Source organism: Chryseotalea sanaruensis (genome assembly GCF_003990915.1).
GTDB lineage: Bacteria > Bacteroidota > Bacteroidia > Cytophagales > Cyclobacteriaceae > Chryseotalea > Chryseotalea sanaruensis.
This window is the reverse complement of record NZ_BHXQ01000007.1, coordinates 295,263-310,967: the sequence shown is the minus strand read 5'-3', so window position 1 is coordinate 310,967 and position 15,705 is coordinate 295,263. Positions and strand designations below refer to the sequence as shown.

Sequence of the window (15,705 nt, the reverse complement as noted above, 5' to 3'; positions counted from 1 at the left end):
AGTGCGTTGCAGTTTTGTTTTGATGGCCAGCGTTGGCATGTGCGCACCTGGGAGACGAACGGAACGAAGCGTTGGCCTACTCACTTTATCGTTAACAACAATCTTTAATCGTTAGCACTCAGCGCGTAGGTGTGTCGGATGTGCGGCTACTTAACATAAGGTTATTATGCAATCCCGCAACACCATTAAAAAATCAAACAACCGTGAGGAGTTGCATAATGCCACCTTATGTTAATGTAGCTTAGGGTAAGTTTTATTGGCGTGATCTTTTGCATGGAGCGAAGGAATGCAGCTCTTGGACTGGCTTTGGTTCGTGCGTTGACTTGTGCGGCCTGGCCATGTGCTGCATGAGGGGAAGGACGCAAAGAGCATGACAATAAAACTTGCAGAAGGGTTGGAGTGTGTCGGAGTGCGTGGGCTTCCTGGATACTGCTTTTTCTTTTTTCAATTGAAAATAAAAAGTAACTTGACAGCCTCAATGGGATGTTTAAAACTGATACCGGAATTTTTTTTGACTGATGAAAAGTCAGTGTCTGGTATTTTAAAAGTTGATGGCAAAAGTTGTGCAGGAGTAAAGGAAGTATACTTCGATGACTTTAAGGTGACGCATACGAAATCACCAGTGATACAGAGTGATGACTACTATCCGTTTGGATTAACTTTTAATTCTTTCAGTAGGGAAAACAGCACGCCTAATAAATTTAAGTTTCAATCACAGGAACACATTGATGATTTAGATTTAGGTTGGGACTCTTTCAAATGGAGAAATCATATGCCTGATATAGGAAGATTCTTTAATGTTGATCCTATTGCAGAAGATTACTATTACAACTCACCTTATGCGTTTAGTGAGAACAAAGTTGTGGCTCATCGAGAGATAGAAGGTTTGGAGGCACAACCTATAAACAACGAACTTCAAAAGATTGAGAATTTAGTGATGCCAACCGTTAACGAATTCACGCAATCAGTAAATGGTGTAGTTAAAACAATTGGTGATGGATTAAAAAGCTTGTGGAATTCTATTAGCCCAGGAGGTACTGGAGGTGGATTCACTCTATCAAGTGAAGATGGCGGTGTTAAAGGTGGAAGCGATCAAGGTGTTAGAGAAGGTCAGGGTGATGGAACTCTTGAGGTAGGCCATTTAGTAACTCCTGATACGAGAAATGCAGCCGTTAACTTAGTGCAAGGAACAGAAGCAGAAACACATGTCATACAGAAAGCAACAACTATTCAGAATGTTACAGATAAAACAGGAAAGGAAGTATCATTGGATGTGACTGCTGTTAAAGATACAGTCATAGAGGGTAAGAACTTTAATTTATATGAAGTGACTTTACCAAGTGGAAAGGATACTATTATTCAAAGAACTAATAACCCTCAAGTAAAGAAGGATGAGCAGAAGTAATGCTTTATTAATACTCATAATTTTTTTTATTAGCTGTACGAGGAAGAAAGATGGAGTTCAAAAAGAATTAGAGTATTATGATAAAGGTCAATTGAAGCACGAGTTCATCATAGATGAGTTTGGTAGACGTGATGGCTTAGGGATAAGCTATTACGAAAATGGTAAAATTATGGCAAAGACCGACTGGAAGAAGGGAAAGCTCGATGGAAAGAAAGTGTTTTACTATGATAATGGTAGAATACAGCAGGTAAGCGAATATAGAATTGGCATCCCTTTAAAGGTTGAAGATTATACAGAGGATGGATATTTGAAACAACTAACTATATACAATTCCATTGGAAGAGTCGTTGATTATTACAATTATAAAAAGGATGGTGCCAGAGATTTTACTCTTGGAACAAAGACGCCAATTTTTATCCCTTATAAAGACACAGTTGATGTTGGTGAAGATTACATATTGGATATTAGACTTGGGAACAGACAATTCAGTAATGTTGATGTGATTATTGGAGACCCAGAAGATCCAAAGATTATTAAGAAGAACAAGGCATTACCAAAAAAGGATAGTTTAACATCAATTTTAGTAATTAAGACTGATTCAGTAGGAGAAAGAGAAATATCGGGTGTCGTCTTTGAAAGGAATCAAAACTGGGACTCATTGGATGTAACACCATTTATACATCGCTATTATGTTAGATCGTCATCGAGACAAAAGTCTATATAGCACCCTGACTATTCTTGTCGTCTCTTACCACTTTTGAAATAAACTACAAAGCCCAGCTTTTACGCTGGGTTTTTTATTTAGGTATCAGTTATTTATTGGCAGTTATTTTCCAGAGATCATGAGACAGCCTCGATACGCTATTGATCCCTTTTTTGTAGGGCAGAGAATCTTTGATTAGCCCTAAGAGATCATCATCGGAGATAACTTGATCCGCTTCTTGCGTGATGGTGACGTGAAAGGCCATTCCTAGCTGGTCGTAGCGTCTCGCTACGACCCTTGAAAAGGCAATGTCAATTTAGCATTTTTTTCAATATCTTGCCTTAAGACAATTCAGATGGGCAGGAAATATTCATTTCGGGATAATCGTAAACTTTACTTTGTAACATTTACCGTTGTTCATTGGATCGATGTATTTATACGAGAAGAATACAGAAAGGTCTTATACGAAAGCATTAAATTTTGTCAAGCAAATAAAGGATTGGAAGTGTATGGCTATTGTATTATGACGAGCCATGTCCACTTGATTATAGGAACAGAGAATGGTGTATTGTCAGACATAGTTCGGGATTTTAAGAGTTTTACATCGAGACATATCAGAAAGGCAATTGAAAGTAACATGTATGAGAGCAGAAGGGAATGGATGTTGAGCTTAATGTATAGTTCAGGCATTGAAAATGCGCGAAATAAATATTTTCAATTTTGGCAGCAACATAACCATCCGATAGAGTTGAATACAAATGAAATGATTGATCAGCGATTAACGTACATGCATAATAATCCTGTTGAGTTGGGTCTGATAGAAAAAGAGGAGGAATGGTTGCACAGTAGTGCTGGAGATTATTATGGTAGTAGAAAAGGAGAGATTGAATTGTTGTTTGTTTGATAAGCTTGTATTTGAGAGGTCGTAGCGAGACGCTACGACCAGTGGGATAGAAAAAGAGGAGGAATGGTTGCACAGTAGTGCTGGAGATTATTATGGTAGTAGAAAAGGAGAGATTGAATTGTTATTTGTTTGATAAAGCTTGTATTTGAGAGGTCGTAGCGAGACGCTACGACCAGTGGGAGGGGTAGTGCTGGAGATTATTGTGGTAGTAGAAAAGGAGAGATTGAATTGTTGTTTGTTTGATAGGCTTGTATTAGAGAGGTCGTAGCGAGACGCTACGACCAGTGGGGGCATAACAAAGATAAATTTTACATTCCAGCATTCAAGGTATGGAAGTAGCTCCCATGCTGTTCGACATGTTAGCGAAGCGCATGTCGAAGGCTTGATGATGAGGGATTTTAATCCCGTTTTTATGGTACATTAGAAAATCTATTTTTAAAGATCGCAATCACTTTCTATTGTCTTAATTTACTTTTTACACCCAACCGCAGCAGGGATAGGAGCGTAAATCCTTTTTGCTGCGTGGTGTGTGCGTTGGGCAAAAAGATTGTAGCGCATAGCCCGGCTCGAGGCACGAGAGGCTGCCCACTCTGTTAAACTTTAAATTCACACGGCCTACTTTTAACTCAAAAAACCCCTTATTTTTGTTCGTGCGCATTTGCTTCTTTATAGCGGTATTCTTTTTGTCTCACGGCCTTTTGGCCCAAACAGACACGTTGAAGATAAGTGTACTTAACAAAGCCGATAGTCTGGTGAATTACCATCAGCAACGAATCGATTCGCTACAGCAAAAAATAGATCAGCTTACAAACTTGCGCGCAGGCGCGGACTCCAGCAAATCATTACAAAACCTGAAAAGCAAAAGACAAGCATTGCAAAATAAAGCCGATAGCCTCAACCGCATGGGGCAACCTACTGTACTGGTGCAGAAAAGTTTGGATAGTCTCAACAACCTCAAGCCACTTAAAAAACTGGATTCGCTTAATCATGAGATAGTGACACTACAGAGAAAAATTCAAGACCCGGTTAATAAAATTGAGAATAGTATTAATGATAAAGTGCAGAGCTTTAACAAGATTACCGATAACCAGTTTAAAACAGGCAATGCAATAGATGCACCCAAGCTTAATGAAACATCGCTTAACACTCCGACATTAAATGGCACAGACGTTAAAGCGCCTGACGTAAACCAGCAAGTACAAGATGTAAAAGCGCAAGTACAAATACCGGATGAACTGAAACAGGCACAGGAGCAACTAGGCAAAGTAAGTGATTTGTCAAGCAAGGTAGATACCTACCAAAATGAAGTGCAACAAATTAAAGAAGGTGGTTTAAAGAACTCAACAGCCATTGATAAACTGGCAGAAGATAAAATTTCTGAAATTAAAGAAGTGGGTGCTTTACAGCAGGAGTTGGGCAAAGCAAATATGCCATCCGCCATGGATGAAGAGGCTGCCAAAAATATGTTGAAAGAACAGGGCAAAGAAGAGGTGATGAAATTAGCTAAGGATCACTTTGCAGGAAAGCAAGAGGCACTAACGGCCGCTATGCAAAAGATGAGTGATCTTAAACTCAAATATGAATCGTTGGATAGCCTGAACGTACCTAAGAGTAGGGCTAATCCGATGAAAGCAAAACCTTTTGTTGAGCGATTAGTACCAGGTCTAAGTTTTCAGGTGCAAAAATCGCAACATTGGTTAATTGATATTAATCCGTCTCTTGCTTATCGCATCACTGATCGCTGGAGTGCGGGCCTGGGTTGGAACCAACGACTTGGCTATGCGAAAAGAGTAGTGTATCAGGAGCAGGAAAGTATGTATGGCCCCAGGATGTTTGCAGAGTTCCGTTGGAACAAAGGTATTTCATTCAGGCTGGAAGGCGAGTTTTTGTTCGGTATACCTGTACCCAGTTTTGCCAATGCCAAAAGTATGGAAGATCCAGCGCGCTGGGTCAATTCTGCTTTTGTGGGTATTAAAAAAGATTACAGAATTGTCAATCGTTTAAAAGGAACTTTGTTTGTGCTTTATATGATCTACGATGATAATTTGAGCAGTCCATACGCAAACAAACTGAATACACGTTTTGGTTTTGAGTATACTTTTAAATCAAAGAAAAAGTAAGGCGGATGCTTTCTGTATTTTTGGTTATTCCGAATTTGGCTCTTCCGGATTTACAATCCGGAAGTTATATCATAGGATTTTTAATCCACCTTGAAATTTACAATTCATTACATGTACTAGCATAAATTTGAATCGTTGTATTAAATGAGGGTCGCAGACTCTGTGATAAGGCTTCCTAATTACAAATTCGGAAGAGCATGTTATCCACGATTCGAAGCATTCTTAATTTTTCTACACGAATGCCGCAGCAGGGATAGTAGCGGAAATCCTTTTTGCTGCGGGGCATCAGCGCTGGACAAAAAGATTGCAGCGTATAGCCCGACCGAGGCACGAGGGCTGCCCCGGATAAATGCTTCTCCCGATAAACTCAGGAGAAGCATTGTATCAGATTTTACTAATGAATCACACACGCACCACCGGCACAGGCAGCCTCGGCTTGTAAATCGGTATCGTCTTCTGGTTCGTATACTGCCGATAAATCAATGGCAGCTAAATGTTGCTCTAATGCAAGAAATGTTTCTTCACTAATATCTTCAAATGGTGCCTGCTTGTAATTACCATTGTCGAACGGCAGAACGCTGAGTCCATTGTAAGATGCTTTGTTTTGCCACATCCACTTGCCTACTGTTTCCCATTCATCATCTTTGATTGATACTGTAGCGGATACGTTGTTGGCATTGTAACCCATGCGGAAACCTCTTCTTACCCATTCTGTATTAAATAATTTAATTCTTTCGAGCAGATCCATAACGGGTTCTGTGCGCACAATGCTGTTGGCAGGGGCGCGTTGTGGAATACAAATAATGGCTTGTCGACTATTGAGCATATCGTCTTCAAGCAATTGTGGGTGATGTTGTTTCAAATAATCGTATAGCGCTTCATTTTTACCAATGCGCATTCTTCGCAGGTAAAAGAGATTGTGCCAGGCATGTATGCCGGAGGCAGTGCCCAACACTAATGAGCTGGTACCTGATGGCTTGATGGTGGTGCAGCGTGCTGCGAAGGATATTCCGATTTTTGCCGACACTTCATTGTTGATGCGTTTTACCTCATCGGCCGCCTCGTGTAAATCAAGTTTGAGTATGCGACCACTGGCTATGCCTGTCATGCCCACACCGATGAGTGCATCTTGTTCGGTTGTGCTTTTCCAAACTTCTCTTAAATAATGGAAGTCGGTAAAGCCAGCCTGAAGTGTACCGAGGAAAGCGGCTGCTCCGGCACGCGCATTCAATTCTTCCTGAGTTTCTACATCTGAAACATTTACCTCGCACAAATTGCAAAACTGAAAAGGCTTGAGTGCAATTTCGCAACAAGGATTAGTACCCCAGTCTGGATGGTTGCTGAAATAAAAACCGGGTTCACCGGCACCGGAGAGTTCTATCTTTTTCCAGAGTGCGAAAAATTCTTTTTCTGTTGTGTCGGTACGTGAGAGTACTGCGGAGTTATTGGCGCGCCCGCGTTGCTCGTTCAGTTCCCACCAGTTGCCAAACTTGCAGGTGAGCATGTCTTCATCGTCTGGTGAGAAGAGAGAGATCATGGCAGATCTTCTGATGCCACCTGCTAACACAGCATTGGCAATGTGACACATGAGGTCGTGGCATTCGAGGCTGGTGAGTTGCTCACCATCTGCTTTGCGATCGAGTATGGCCATAAGATGGGCATGACAAACTTTTAGCGGTTCTGGCCCAGGTGCTTTACCTCCGGCTGTTACCAGTCTTGCACCTTTTGGACGAATGTCTGAATAATCGAAATCAGGTAAGGCATCATTTTGTCCGAAGTAGGCTTTCATAATCATCTTGATGGAATCGGCCCAACCTTCCAGGCTATCGCCTATGAGAAAGCGCCTGCGTTTTTCTGCTTTGTGAATGAGAGGTAGCTTAGCTACGTGATGCTTCTGTACAGAGAAACCAACACCTGTACCACCAAGTAATAAAAACATGGCTTCGGGGAAAGCACGGATGTCGTCAACGGGCATGTACGCGCAATTGTAAATTCTGCTGTTGTTTTTAATGATGGGTGTGCCGGCAAATTGCATGGCACGCATGGAGGGTAATATTTTTTTAGAGAGTACCCATTGCATGTTGTCTTTTATTTCCTGTTCCAGTGCCGGATACTTCTGGATCATCATATCCTGATAGCGGTTACAGATTTCCGGCCATACTTCCCTGCGGTGCTGGTCGCTGAGGTAGCGCGCATATTTGGTGTAGACGACAATGTCGCTGAGTATTTGTTGATTGAGTTCCATATAGATAATGATTAAGTCTAAAAAATAAGATTGACTTAAAGTTATTAATAAAGGATAATTTTATCCTTTATTAATAAAAATGAATGACTCAAAAAACACCTTAATTGATGTAAAAACGCAGTAGCTGACAAAAATCAGTTTTTGAAAGATGATTTTTTTGTGCCGGTTTTAAAGTGGAGAAAAAAGTTTCAATAAATGATGACTCCTTGCTGTTTTGCTATTGTAAGAATTGGTGATATGATATTACTTGTACACGAGAAGAAGTGGCATAGTTCTATTGACTATCGGTTCACTTTTTTACTTTCCGGTGGCTGCGGAGAAAAGTTTTGCCATCGGTCAGGTCTTTTGCCAGGTCTTGTACTGTTTTTTTATGCAATACTTTACTGAGTTGGTTTTTGTACGCTTTTACCTGATGGTGGATGGGGCAGGGTTGTTTGTCGGAACATTGTTTTAATCCCAATGCACAAGTAGTGAGTACACTTTCTTCATCCATAGCACGTACCACCTGACTAAGGGTAATGGGTTTGGCTTTAGTGTCTATGTAAAAACCTCCGTTAGGACCCTTTGCGGAAGCAACCAATCCTTCGCGCGAAAGCGTTTGTAATATTTTAGCTGTAAAGGGTAGGGGGGAATCAATTGCTTTGGCAATCTGCTGAATGCTGAGTTTTTTATCTTCCCTGCCTTTAATGGTGATGAGCAGGACAGCGCGGATGGCATTTTCGCAGGCTTTTGTAAACATATCATTTTGAATAACACAAGTATACAAAATTCGACATTCAGAATTCTGCATTTGGTGTATTGATTTTTTATTTGATAACTGCTACTCTTCAGCGCTTTGGTAAAACAGAGATCATCGTCCCTTCGGAGACGATGATTTGACTGAATGTTTTTCTTTCTTCTATATTCTGCCTTCCCTGTTCTTTTCTACCTTCTAAATTCTAGCTTCTATCTTCTATCTCCTGAATTCTATCTTCTACCTTCTATTTTTTTTTCTCCATTAACAATGCTTTAGGAAACAAAATGTTGTTCTCCAGGTGTATGTGTTGTTGTAAATCCTGTTCAAACTCAGCCAGCTTGGCGTAGAGAATGCGGTACGAATTGCAGGCATCGGCAGGAACTGCATAATGATTGCTTAAGCGCTTAATTTCCGCAAGGGCATCACCGGCAGCTGTATGTTCTTCTTCCATCTGGTTGATTGGATTGCCTATGCTGCCAAAGGGAGCCGCTTCAAGTGAAGTATTGTTGCGCCTGACATGTACAAGCGATTTGATATAAGGAAACAGAATGACTTCTTCTTTCCGCATATGTAATGACAATTCCTGTAATAATAGTTGCAGGTGTTGATTTATTTGTATCAATTCAGGATGTTGGTTACCATGTACAGCGCTTACTTTAGTGCCAAGGTCATATAGAAATGGAATGGATTTGCTGACATAGGCGTGGTGATTATTGATGATAAAATCAATCAGAAAATCCAGTTCCCATAAATTGAAATTATGGCCCTGATCTTTAAAATCGTTTTCAACTTGCACAAGCTCACTATTTACCACAGTAAAATCTAAGGCTTGTTTAGCACAGGCTTCTCGTACAGTGCGTTTACCACCACAGCAAAAATCGATACCATACTTTTTCAGGATTTCGGCTTTGCGCCAGTCATGGGCTACAATTTCACCGATGGTTTGCTCTGCGTCTGTACTTAGCAACTTACTAATACTTACCTTCCATACAAGAGGTCCTGCCTCCAGGTAGTCCCATCCAAAAACAGGGCCTCTTTCAGCCAGCAGTTGATAATAGAGTGGTTTGGGATCGTGATCATTTTCAATAATCAGTTTTTCTCCCTTTGAAAGTCCATCAAAACGACTAAAAATAGTTGAGTGTTTGATCCGGGGTTCCAGCTGGGTTACATCTAAAGTTTCCATATTTTTTATTGTTAAGAATTCGTATAAATTAACAGAACAAATAGAAAGGATTGTTAATTCATTATTTATGCGTGTAATAAAGGATAAAATAGTCTTTTATTACTATATTATCGCGACTTGACAAAGGAGGCGTTTTTAAGCTTATTTTTTTACTTTACAGGCTGTATGAAACAGTGGCTATTACCTTTTCTGATTGTTTTTGCCTTGGCAAATATGCTGTTAGGCATGATGGGCGGTTTAGGCCGCATGGGCTGGTCGTATAGCTTGCCCGAAACCATAGTACACCATGGTGCCTGCATGGTGGGCGGTTTTTTAGGCAGCCTCATTGCGCTGGAGAAAATAGTGCCATTAAAGAAGCCCATCTTTTTTATTGGCCCATTGATGAGTGCAGCTAGTCTGCTTTGTTTTATAGCCGGACAAACTTACATGGCCATTTTAATGTTATGTCTTTCAAGTATTGTGCTTTGCCTGGTATATGGCTTTTACCTTTTTAGAAATTATTCTTTGTACCTCACCATTGCTTTAGCTGGCGCACTTTGCTGGGCAGTTGGTAATGTTTTACTTTTCTCTAAACTATTTTATCCAAAGGCTTTTCCCTGGTGGATGGCTTTTGTTTTGCTGACCGTTTGTTCAGAACGCTTGGAGCTCTCTAAATTTTTGCCTGTAAGTAGATTAGCTAAAAAAATATTTATTTTTTTCTTGATGACATTTATTGCCGGTATTGCTTTGCCTTTTCATCTGGGTGGAAATTATGTTGCCGGTCTGGCACTTGTGGGTATTGCACTATGGTTAATGCGTTATGACGTAATCAGTATTACGTTAAAGAAGAAAGGATTACAGGCCTTTACAGCAAGGGCCTTGCTGGCGGGTTATGTGGCACTGATTTTAACAGGTATTTTTTTAATCTCGCTGAATAACACCAGTTATAGTTATGATAGCATTGTACATACTTTTTTTCTGGGCTTTGCCATGGCTATGATTTTTGCGCATGGTCCGCTTATTCTGCCCGGTCTGTTGGGTTGGCTGGTTAAGCCTTTTCATGCACTGTTTTACTTGCCACTTTCATTGTTGTTTGTTTCTTTATTGATAAGACTGTTGGCAAATGCCAATCTTATCGCTTTTGCATACCGGATATACAGTGGTTGGTTGTCTGTAACGGCTATACTCCTCTATTTTGTGTTTATGCTTACTTTTATGGTGAAAGGTATACGCCATGCAAAAGTTAAGTAAGCTTCCATTATTGTTTCTTTGTATCGCGTCACTCATGGGTTTGCTTTTGCGTTGGCATCAGTATGCACCTGTAGATGGTTTGGTTTTTCCCTATTGGCTGCATGCGCATTCGCATGTTATGTTTTTGGGCTGGATAATGAATGCGCTATGTATAGGTTATGTCCATTATTTCATACTACCTCAACAGCAGGTTACTTATAGGATCTTGATTATAGGGCTTAACGCTTTGGTTGCAATCATGCTTGTAGCCTTTCCATTGCAAGGCTATGCAGGTTTTTCTATTGTTATATCCACACTCTATACTATACTGGCAGCTTTTTTTGGCTATAAATTTTTAAGAGACACTAAATCCAGACAACAAGCACTCGCCATTGGCTTTGCACGCTGGTCTTTCATTTTTTACTTTATTGCTGCGCTCGCACCTTTTGCTATTGGCATATTGTCTGCCACAGGGCAGGGGCAAACACAAGCGTATTACCTGGCGGTTTATTTCTTTTTACACTTTTTATATAATGGGGCTTTCACTTGTGGAATATTGAGTTTGGTGTACCAATTGCTACAAATAAAGGGTTTGGAGTTGGATGAGAAAAGCGGTCAGCGTTTTAAATTCTTACTATGCTTTTCGTGCATACCAGCCTACATACTTTCAGCATTGTGGATCCAACCATCTTTATTCTTTAATGTTACAGGCTTCGTTGTAGCAATACTTCAGCTCATTGCCTTCTATTATTTTATTTGCTCTGTTAAGACACTATTTACAAAAGAGTCGAAAAGGTTTTTGTGGTCATCGCGTGCACTCTTGTTTGTTGCTATTGCATGTTTTCTGCTAAAGCTGGTACTTCAGTTAGTTTCAGTCTTTCCAACTGCAGCGATGCTGGCTTATGAGGTACGGTACTTTGTCATAGCCTACCTGCACCTGGTGTTGTTGGGCATGCTTACTTTTTTGTTGCTGTTCTGGTATCAGGAAGAATTTAGAGTAAAAGCACTCACGCGAACCGGTGCCCTTTTTTTAATTATTTGTTTTATACTTTCTGAAGGCATTATGCTACTGTTGCCGTTACTTACGACTTCCATTGATCTGAATTTTGTTTTGGTACTGGTGTCACTTGGCATTTTTTTGGGTTTCTGGAGGTTTTCTATTGCTTTTAGCCGCTTATCTTCCATTAATTAACAGATATTATAATAATAAAGGACAAAATAGTCTTTTTTTAAAAAAATATGATTGCAATCATATTTTTAGTCACGTGCTGAAGTTAGCTTGCTCCCGCAATGCAACACAAAGCAATTATGGTACTTCATAACTATAGCGCCAACCCTGATAAGATCACAAAAAATCATGATGAAAGTCATAAGTCTGGCCGATTATCAGAACTAGGTTTGGTATTCCGTAAGAAGATGCAAGCCATACTGTCTGATGAAATTATTAAGCAATACAGCGCCCAGTTAATTCAGGTAAAGAAAGGGCAGATACTGTTCAATGAGGGCGATAATGCTTTATACTTTTTTCAGATCAGGCAAGGGTCTGTAAAAATGGTGAGTTATAGTGACGAGGGGCAGGAGTTTATTCAGGGTGTTTTTTCAGATGCTGAGAGTTTCGGAGAACCTGCTTTACTGGGAGATTTCGTCTATCCAAGTTCAGCGATTGCTATAAAGGACAGTACTTTATGGCGCCTGTCTAAAAATAAATTCTTTGACATGCTCAAAGAAAACTTTGAAATACACCTGGCATTGGATCGCACTTTGTGCAAGCGATTAAAATATAAAAATCTTGTATTATCTGAAATATCTTTTCACGATCCTGAACACAGACTTAAATCTTTGCTGAAGCACCTGCGTGACTCGCTGACTGCAAATAATAAAACAGATCACTTTGAATTACCTTTTACAAGGCAACAACTCGCTGATATGTGTGGCATGCGTGTAGAAACTGTTATCAGAACCGTTAAAAAACTAAAAGACAATGGTGATGTTCAGGTGCGAGGTCATAAGATTATTTTATAAACCGATAGGGAGTGCTTGTGAGAACTAATGTGAACCAACATAAACTGTAAACTATATGGAAAATAAATTTCTAATCTTCTTCGTAACCGTAGCTTTTTTTTCCTGCGGGCCCGATAAATCGAACCTGAAGGAAGAAGCACAATCGGCTAAGTCAACGCCCGCTCCTGCTGCGCTGGCAGATCCGACTAAGGGTATTGGTCAGGTAAAGAATGTAACGCTTCATACACCACTGGAGCAGGAGCGTGTTATAAGAGGTAAAGCGATTTACGAAATGAAATGTTCAGCATGCCACCGTCTGGATGAAAAACGTGTAGTAGGCCCAGGCTGGAAAGACGTAACCAAAACCAGAAAGCCCGAGTGGATTATGAACATGGTCACTAATGTAGATGTCATGTTAGAGCAAGATGCTGAAGCACAAAAACTCTTGGAACTATGTCTTACACGCATGCCTAATCAAAATGTATCCATTGGCGATGCACGCGATGTATTAGAGTTTATGCGTCAGAACGATGGCGAACAATAGTTAATGCATCAATCCTTAAACTTATCTGTATGAAAAATTTAACTTTAATCATGTTAGTCATACTTGTTCTTGCAGCGTGTAACCAGCCTGCACAACAAGATGCCACTGCTACTGCAGCCGTACCCGGTGCAGGACAATCAGCAGTAAAAGACGACACATCAGAACCTGATGTAGTAAGGGTAGCGGTTAATTCTCCAGAGCACACTACACTTGTTGCTGCATTAAAAGCAGCCGAATATGTAGATGCACTTTCTAATGCGGGTCCTTTTACGGTCTTCGCACCTGTAAATGCTGCCTTCGAAAAACTGCCAGCCGGAACAGTAGACAATTTATTGAAACCGGAAAGCAAGGATGCCTTACGCAATATACTGGAGTACCATGTATTTGTTGGTGTAATTAAAGAAGAACAAGTGCGGAATGGTATGACACTCAATCAGGTTAACCTGGAGAATGTGACCCTAAACAAAGCAGGTGATAAGCTAACTGTGAATGGTGTGAATGTATTAGGTGTGGTTAAGGCTTCAAACGGAATAGTCTATGTGATTGATGGTGTACTTACACCACCAACCCAATAAATCAATAATCAGTAATACAATTAAATTAAGTTACTATGAATAAAATAACAAATAAGGTTTCGATACTTCTGATTTTAGCAGGAGTACTGGCCTGTCAGCCGAAAGGTCCCGCCACTGTTACTACAAGTGATGCGGCAGGTAAAGTATATGTAGCGCCTGGCCAATATGATGAGTTCTACAATATTGTATCCGGTGGCTTTAACGGACAAATAGGAGTATATGGCATCCCATCTGGTCGCTTGTTCAGAATCCTGCCTGTCTTTGCAGTGTCTCCTGAAAGCGGATATGGCTTCAGTGAAGAAACAAAACCCATGTTAAATACATCGCATGGCTTTGTACCCTGGGATGATCTCCACCACATTGCTTTGTCAACTACCAAAGGTGAGCATGATGGTCGTTGGGCTTTTGCCAATGGCAATAATACACCGCGTGTGGCACGCGTGAGTTTTGAGTCGTTCAGAACAGAAGAAATACTGGAGATTCCGAACAGCGGTGGTAATCACTCTTCACCTTTCATTACTGAGAATACTGAATACCTTGTAGCCGGTACACGCTTTAGTATACCTATGGCCAATAAAGATGTACCCATCGATTCTTATAAGGAAAATTTCAAAGGATCAATCAGCTTTATTAAGGTTGATCAGGAATCGGGTCGTATGAACATTGCTTTTCAGTTGCGTACCCCTGGTTTTAATTATGATTTGAGTCGCGCGGGCAAAGGCCCTTCACACGGCTGGTTCTTTTTCTCTTGCTACAATACTGAGCAAGCGCATACTTTATTAGAGGTAAATGCTTCACAACGTGATAAGGATTTTATCATGGCCATTAACTGGAAGAAAGCAGAAGAATATATAGCGCAGGGAAAAGGGCGTGTTGAAAAAGCAAAATATGCGCACAATGTGTATGACGAAAAAACACACATGGCCACCAGCACAATTAAAGAAGAGGTAGTGGTACTGGACATCAAGGATTTTCCGGACATTGCTTACTTTATTCCTTGCCCCAAGTCGCCACATGGTTGTGATGTAGATCCTTCAGGTGAATACATTGTTGGCAGTGGTAAACTGGCGGCTATGATGCCCGTGTTCTCTTTTACAAAATTGCAAAATGCCATAGCCAACAAAACCTACGATGGAGATTTTGATGGCATACCTGTTATTAAATATGAAGCTGCACTACATGGTGAAGTGAAAAAACCCGGTCTTGGTCCTTTGCACACCGAATTTGATGAAAAAGGAAATGCTTATACTTCTTTCTTTGTTTCATCAGAAATTGTGAAGTGGAATGTTAAAACATTGGAGGTATTAGATCGCGTACCCACTTATTACTCAATTGGTCACCTGAGCGTACCCGGAGGACCTACATCTAAACCGCATGGTAAGTATGTAATTGCTTACAATAAAATTACCAAAGACAGGTATTTACCAACAGGCCCTGAGTTGACACAATCTGCACAGTTATACGACATCAGTGGTGATAAGATGCAATTGTTACTCGACTTCCCTACTGTGGGTGAACCTCATTATGCAGAAGCAATTCCTGCGAGCCTGATCAGAGAAAAGTCGAGAAAAATTTATAAGATAGAAGAGAATGAAAATCCTTATGCTGCCAAGGGCGAAGCACAAGCACGTGTGGAGCGTAAAGGAAATGAAATACACGTTTACATGACTGCTATCCGTTCGCACTTAACTCCCGATAATATTGAAGGCGTAAATGTGGGTGATGAAGTTTACTTCCACGTAACTAACCTCGAACAGGACTGGGATGTGCCACATGGTTTTGCCATTAAAGGTGCACTGAATGCCGAGATATTGATTATGCCTGGTGAAACACAAACGCTGAAGTGGAAACCACAACAACCCGGTGTTGTTCCTTTCTATTGCACAGACTTTTGTTCTGCCTTGCACCAGGAAATGTCTGGCTACATAAGAATATCAGCAGCAGGTGTGAAAACACCGCTTAAGTTCTCAACCGGTACGTTCGAATAGCGTACGCATAGTTTACAGGTTGATGATAGGTATCCGTTTCGCGCAAGCGAAACGGAACCTGTCTAGAAAAGTAAATGAATCATTGTTGTTCA

Annotated in this window: 13 protein-coding genes; 10 read left to right on the top strand and 3 right to left on the bottom strand. The window is 40.6% G+C overall.

Annotated elements, in window-relative coordinates; genetic code table 11:
• The first annotated feature begins 370 nt into the window (after nucleotides 1–370).
• From SanaruYs_RS18430 to SanaruYs_RS18415, 4 genes are all read left to right on the top strand, one after another.
• A complete protein-coding gene (locus tag SanaruYs_RS18430) occupies nucleotides 371–1,405 on the top strand; it encodes an RHS repeat domain-containing protein (protein WP_127124078.1) in 1,035 nt (344 codons plus the stop codon).
• The gene (locus SanaruYs_RS18425; RefSeq protein WP_127124077.1) at nucleotides 1,392–2,129 is read left to right on the top strand and encodes a toxin-antitoxin system YwqK family antitoxin; all 738 of its coding nucleotides are present in this window, start codon (nucleotides 1,392–1,394) and stop codon (nucleotides 2,127–2,129) included. The genes SanaruYs_RS18430 and SanaruYs_RS18425 overlap by 14 nt, the downstream gene beginning before the upstream one ends.
• A gap of 334 nt (nucleotides 2,130–2,463) precedes the next feature.
• Nucleotides 2,464–3,012: an REP-associated tyrosine transposase gene (locus SanaruYs_RS18420; protein ID WP_127124076.1), complete on the top strand. Its 549-nt coding sequence runs from the start codon at nucleotides 2,464–2,466 to the stop codon at nucleotides 3,010–3,012.
• A gap of 716 nt (nucleotides 3,013–3,728) precedes the next feature.
• Entirely contained in the window at nucleotides 3,729–5,132 is a 1,404-nt protein-coding gene (locus tag SanaruYs_RS18415) for a coiled-coil domain-containing protein (RefSeq protein WP_127124075.1), read from the top strand.
• 394 nt (nucleotides 5,133–5,526) lie between these two features.
• Here the strand turns inward: SanaruYs_RS18415 and SanaruYs_RS18410 are convergent, their stop codons facing one another.
• The 3 genes from SanaruYs_RS18410 to ric all read right to left on the bottom strand — a co-directional run bounded on the left by SanaruYs_RS18410 (nucleotide 5,527) and on the right by ric (nucleotide 9,296).
• A complete protein-coding gene (locus SanaruYs_RS18410) occupies nucleotides 5,527–7,377 on the bottom strand; it encodes a glycyl radical enzyme family protein (protein WP_127124074.1) in 1,851 nt (616 codons plus the stop codon).
• A gap of 289 nt (nucleotides 7,378–7,666) precedes the next feature.
• Nucleotides 7,667–8,167: an RrF2 family transcriptional regulator gene (locus SanaruYs_RS18405; RefSeq protein ID WP_127124073.1), complete on the bottom strand. Its 501-nt coding sequence runs from the start codon at nucleotides 8,165–8,167 to the stop codon at nucleotides 7,667–7,669.
• A gap of 190 nt (nucleotides 8,168–8,357) precedes the next feature.
• Nucleotides 8,358–9,296 carry an iron-sulfur cluster repair di-iron protein gene (gene ric / locus SanaruYs_RS18400; protein WP_174842781.1) on the bottom strand — a complete coding sequence of 313 codons (939 nt, stop codon included), beginning with the start codon at nucleotides 9,294–9,296 and terminating at the stop codon, nucleotides 8,358–8,360.
• A 165-nt stretch (nucleotides 9,297–9,461) separates the two neighbouring features.
• On the opposite strand from ric, the gene SanaruYs_RS18395 reads away from it, so the two are divergent.
• The 6 genes from SanaruYs_RS18395 (at nucleotide 9,462) to nosZ (ending at nucleotide 15,613) form a co-directional block, all read left to right on the top strand.
• Nucleotides 9,462–10,526 carry a DUF8744 domain-containing protein gene (locus SanaruYs_RS18395; protein WP_127124071.1) on the top strand — a complete coding sequence of 355 codons (1,065 nt, stop codon included), beginning with the start codon at nucleotides 9,462–9,464 and terminating at the stop codon, nucleotides 10,524–10,526.
• Entirely contained in the window at nucleotides 10,510–11,697 is a 1,188-nt protein-coding gene (locus SanaruYs_RS18390; RefSeq protein ID WP_127124070.1) for a hypothetical protein, read from the top strand. Before SanaruYs_RS18395 ends, SanaruYs_RS18390 begins: the two co-directional genes overlap by 17 nt.
• 98 nt (nucleotides 11,698–11,795) lie before the next feature.
• Nucleotides 11,796–12,527 (top strand): Crp/Fnr family transcriptional regulator, encoded by a 732-nt coding sequence (locus SanaruYs_RS18385; RefSeq protein WP_127124069.1) that lies wholly within the window; start codon nucleotides 11,796–11,798, stop codon nucleotides 12,525–12,527.
• 55 nt (nucleotides 12,528–12,582) lie between these two features.
• Nucleotides 12,583–13,050, top strand: coding sequence for a c-type cytochrome (locus tag SanaruYs_RS18380; protein ID WP_127124068.1), 468 nt, complete (start codon nucleotides 12,583–12,585; stop codon nucleotides 13,048–13,050).
• A 29-nt stretch (nucleotides 13,051–13,079) separates the two neighbouring features.
• Complete coding sequence (locus SanaruYs_RS18375; protein ID WP_127124067.1) at nucleotides 13,080–13,625, top strand: fasciclin domain-containing protein; 546 nt, start codon at nucleotides 13,080–13,082, stop codon at nucleotides 13,623–13,625.
• Nucleotides 13,626–13,660: 35 nt separating this feature from the next.
• The gene (gene nosZ / locus SanaruYs_RS18370) at nucleotides 13,661–15,613 is read left to right on the top strand and encodes a Sec-dependent nitrous-oxide reductase (RefSeq protein WP_127124066.1); all 1,953 of its coding nucleotides are present in this window, start codon (nucleotides 13,661–13,663) and stop codon (nucleotides 15,611–15,613) included.
• The last annotated feature ends 92 nt before the right edge of the window (nucleotides 15,614–15,705 follow it).

What these genes read in the sequence shown, in the direction of transcription:
- SanaruYs_RS18380 (WP_127124068.1), top strand. Translation starts at nt 12,583, where the DNA reads ATGGAAAATAAATTTCTAATCTTCTTCGTAACCGTAGCTTTTTTTTCC.
- SanaruYs_RS18410 (WP_127124074.1), bottom strand. Translation starts at nt 7,377, where the DNA reads ATGGAACTCAATCAACAAATACTCAGCGACATTGTCGTCTACACCAAA.
- SanaruYs_RS18405 (WP_127124073.1), bottom strand. Translation starts at nt 8,167, where the DNA reads ATGCAGAATTCTGAATGTCGAATTTTGTATACTTGTGTTATTCAAAAT.
- SanaruYs_RS18430 (WP_127124078.1), top strand. Translation starts at nt 371, where the DNA reads ATGACAATAAAACTTGCAGAAGGGTTGGAGTGTGTCGGAGTGCGTGGG.
- nosZ (WP_127124066.1), top strand. Translation starts at nt 13,661, where the DNA reads ATGAATAAAATAACAAATAAGGTTTCGATACTTCTGATTTTAGCAGGA.
- SanaruYs_RS18425 (WP_127124077.1), top strand. Translation starts at nt 1,392, where the DNA reads ATGAGCAGAAGTAATGCTTTATTAATACTCATAATTTTTTTTATTAGC.
- ric (WP_174842781.1), bottom strand. Translation starts at nt 9,296, where the DNA reads ATGGAAACTTTAGATGTAACCCAGCTGGAACCCCGGATCAAACACTCA.
- SanaruYs_RS18395 (WP_127124071.1), top strand. Translation starts at nt 9,462, where the DNA reads ATGAAACAGTGGCTATTACCTTTTCTGATTGTTTTTGCCTTGGCAAAT.
- SanaruYs_RS18375 (WP_127124067.1), top strand. Translation starts at nt 13,080, where the DNA reads ATGAAAAATTTAACTTTAATCATGTTAGTCATACTTGTTCTTGCAGCG.
- SanaruYs_RS18390 (WP_127124070.1), top strand. Translation starts at nt 10,510, where the DNA reads ATGCAAAAGTTAAGTAAGCTTCCATTATTGTTTCTTTGTATCGCGTCA.
- SanaruYs_RS18420 (WP_127124076.1), top strand. Translation starts at nt 2,464, where the DNA reads ATGGGCAGGAAATATTCATTTCGGGATAATCGTAAACTTTACTTTGTA.
- SanaruYs_RS18385 (WP_127124069.1), top strand. Translation starts at nt 11,796, where the DNA reads ATGCAACACAAAGCAATTATGGTACTTCATAACTATAGCGCCAACCCT.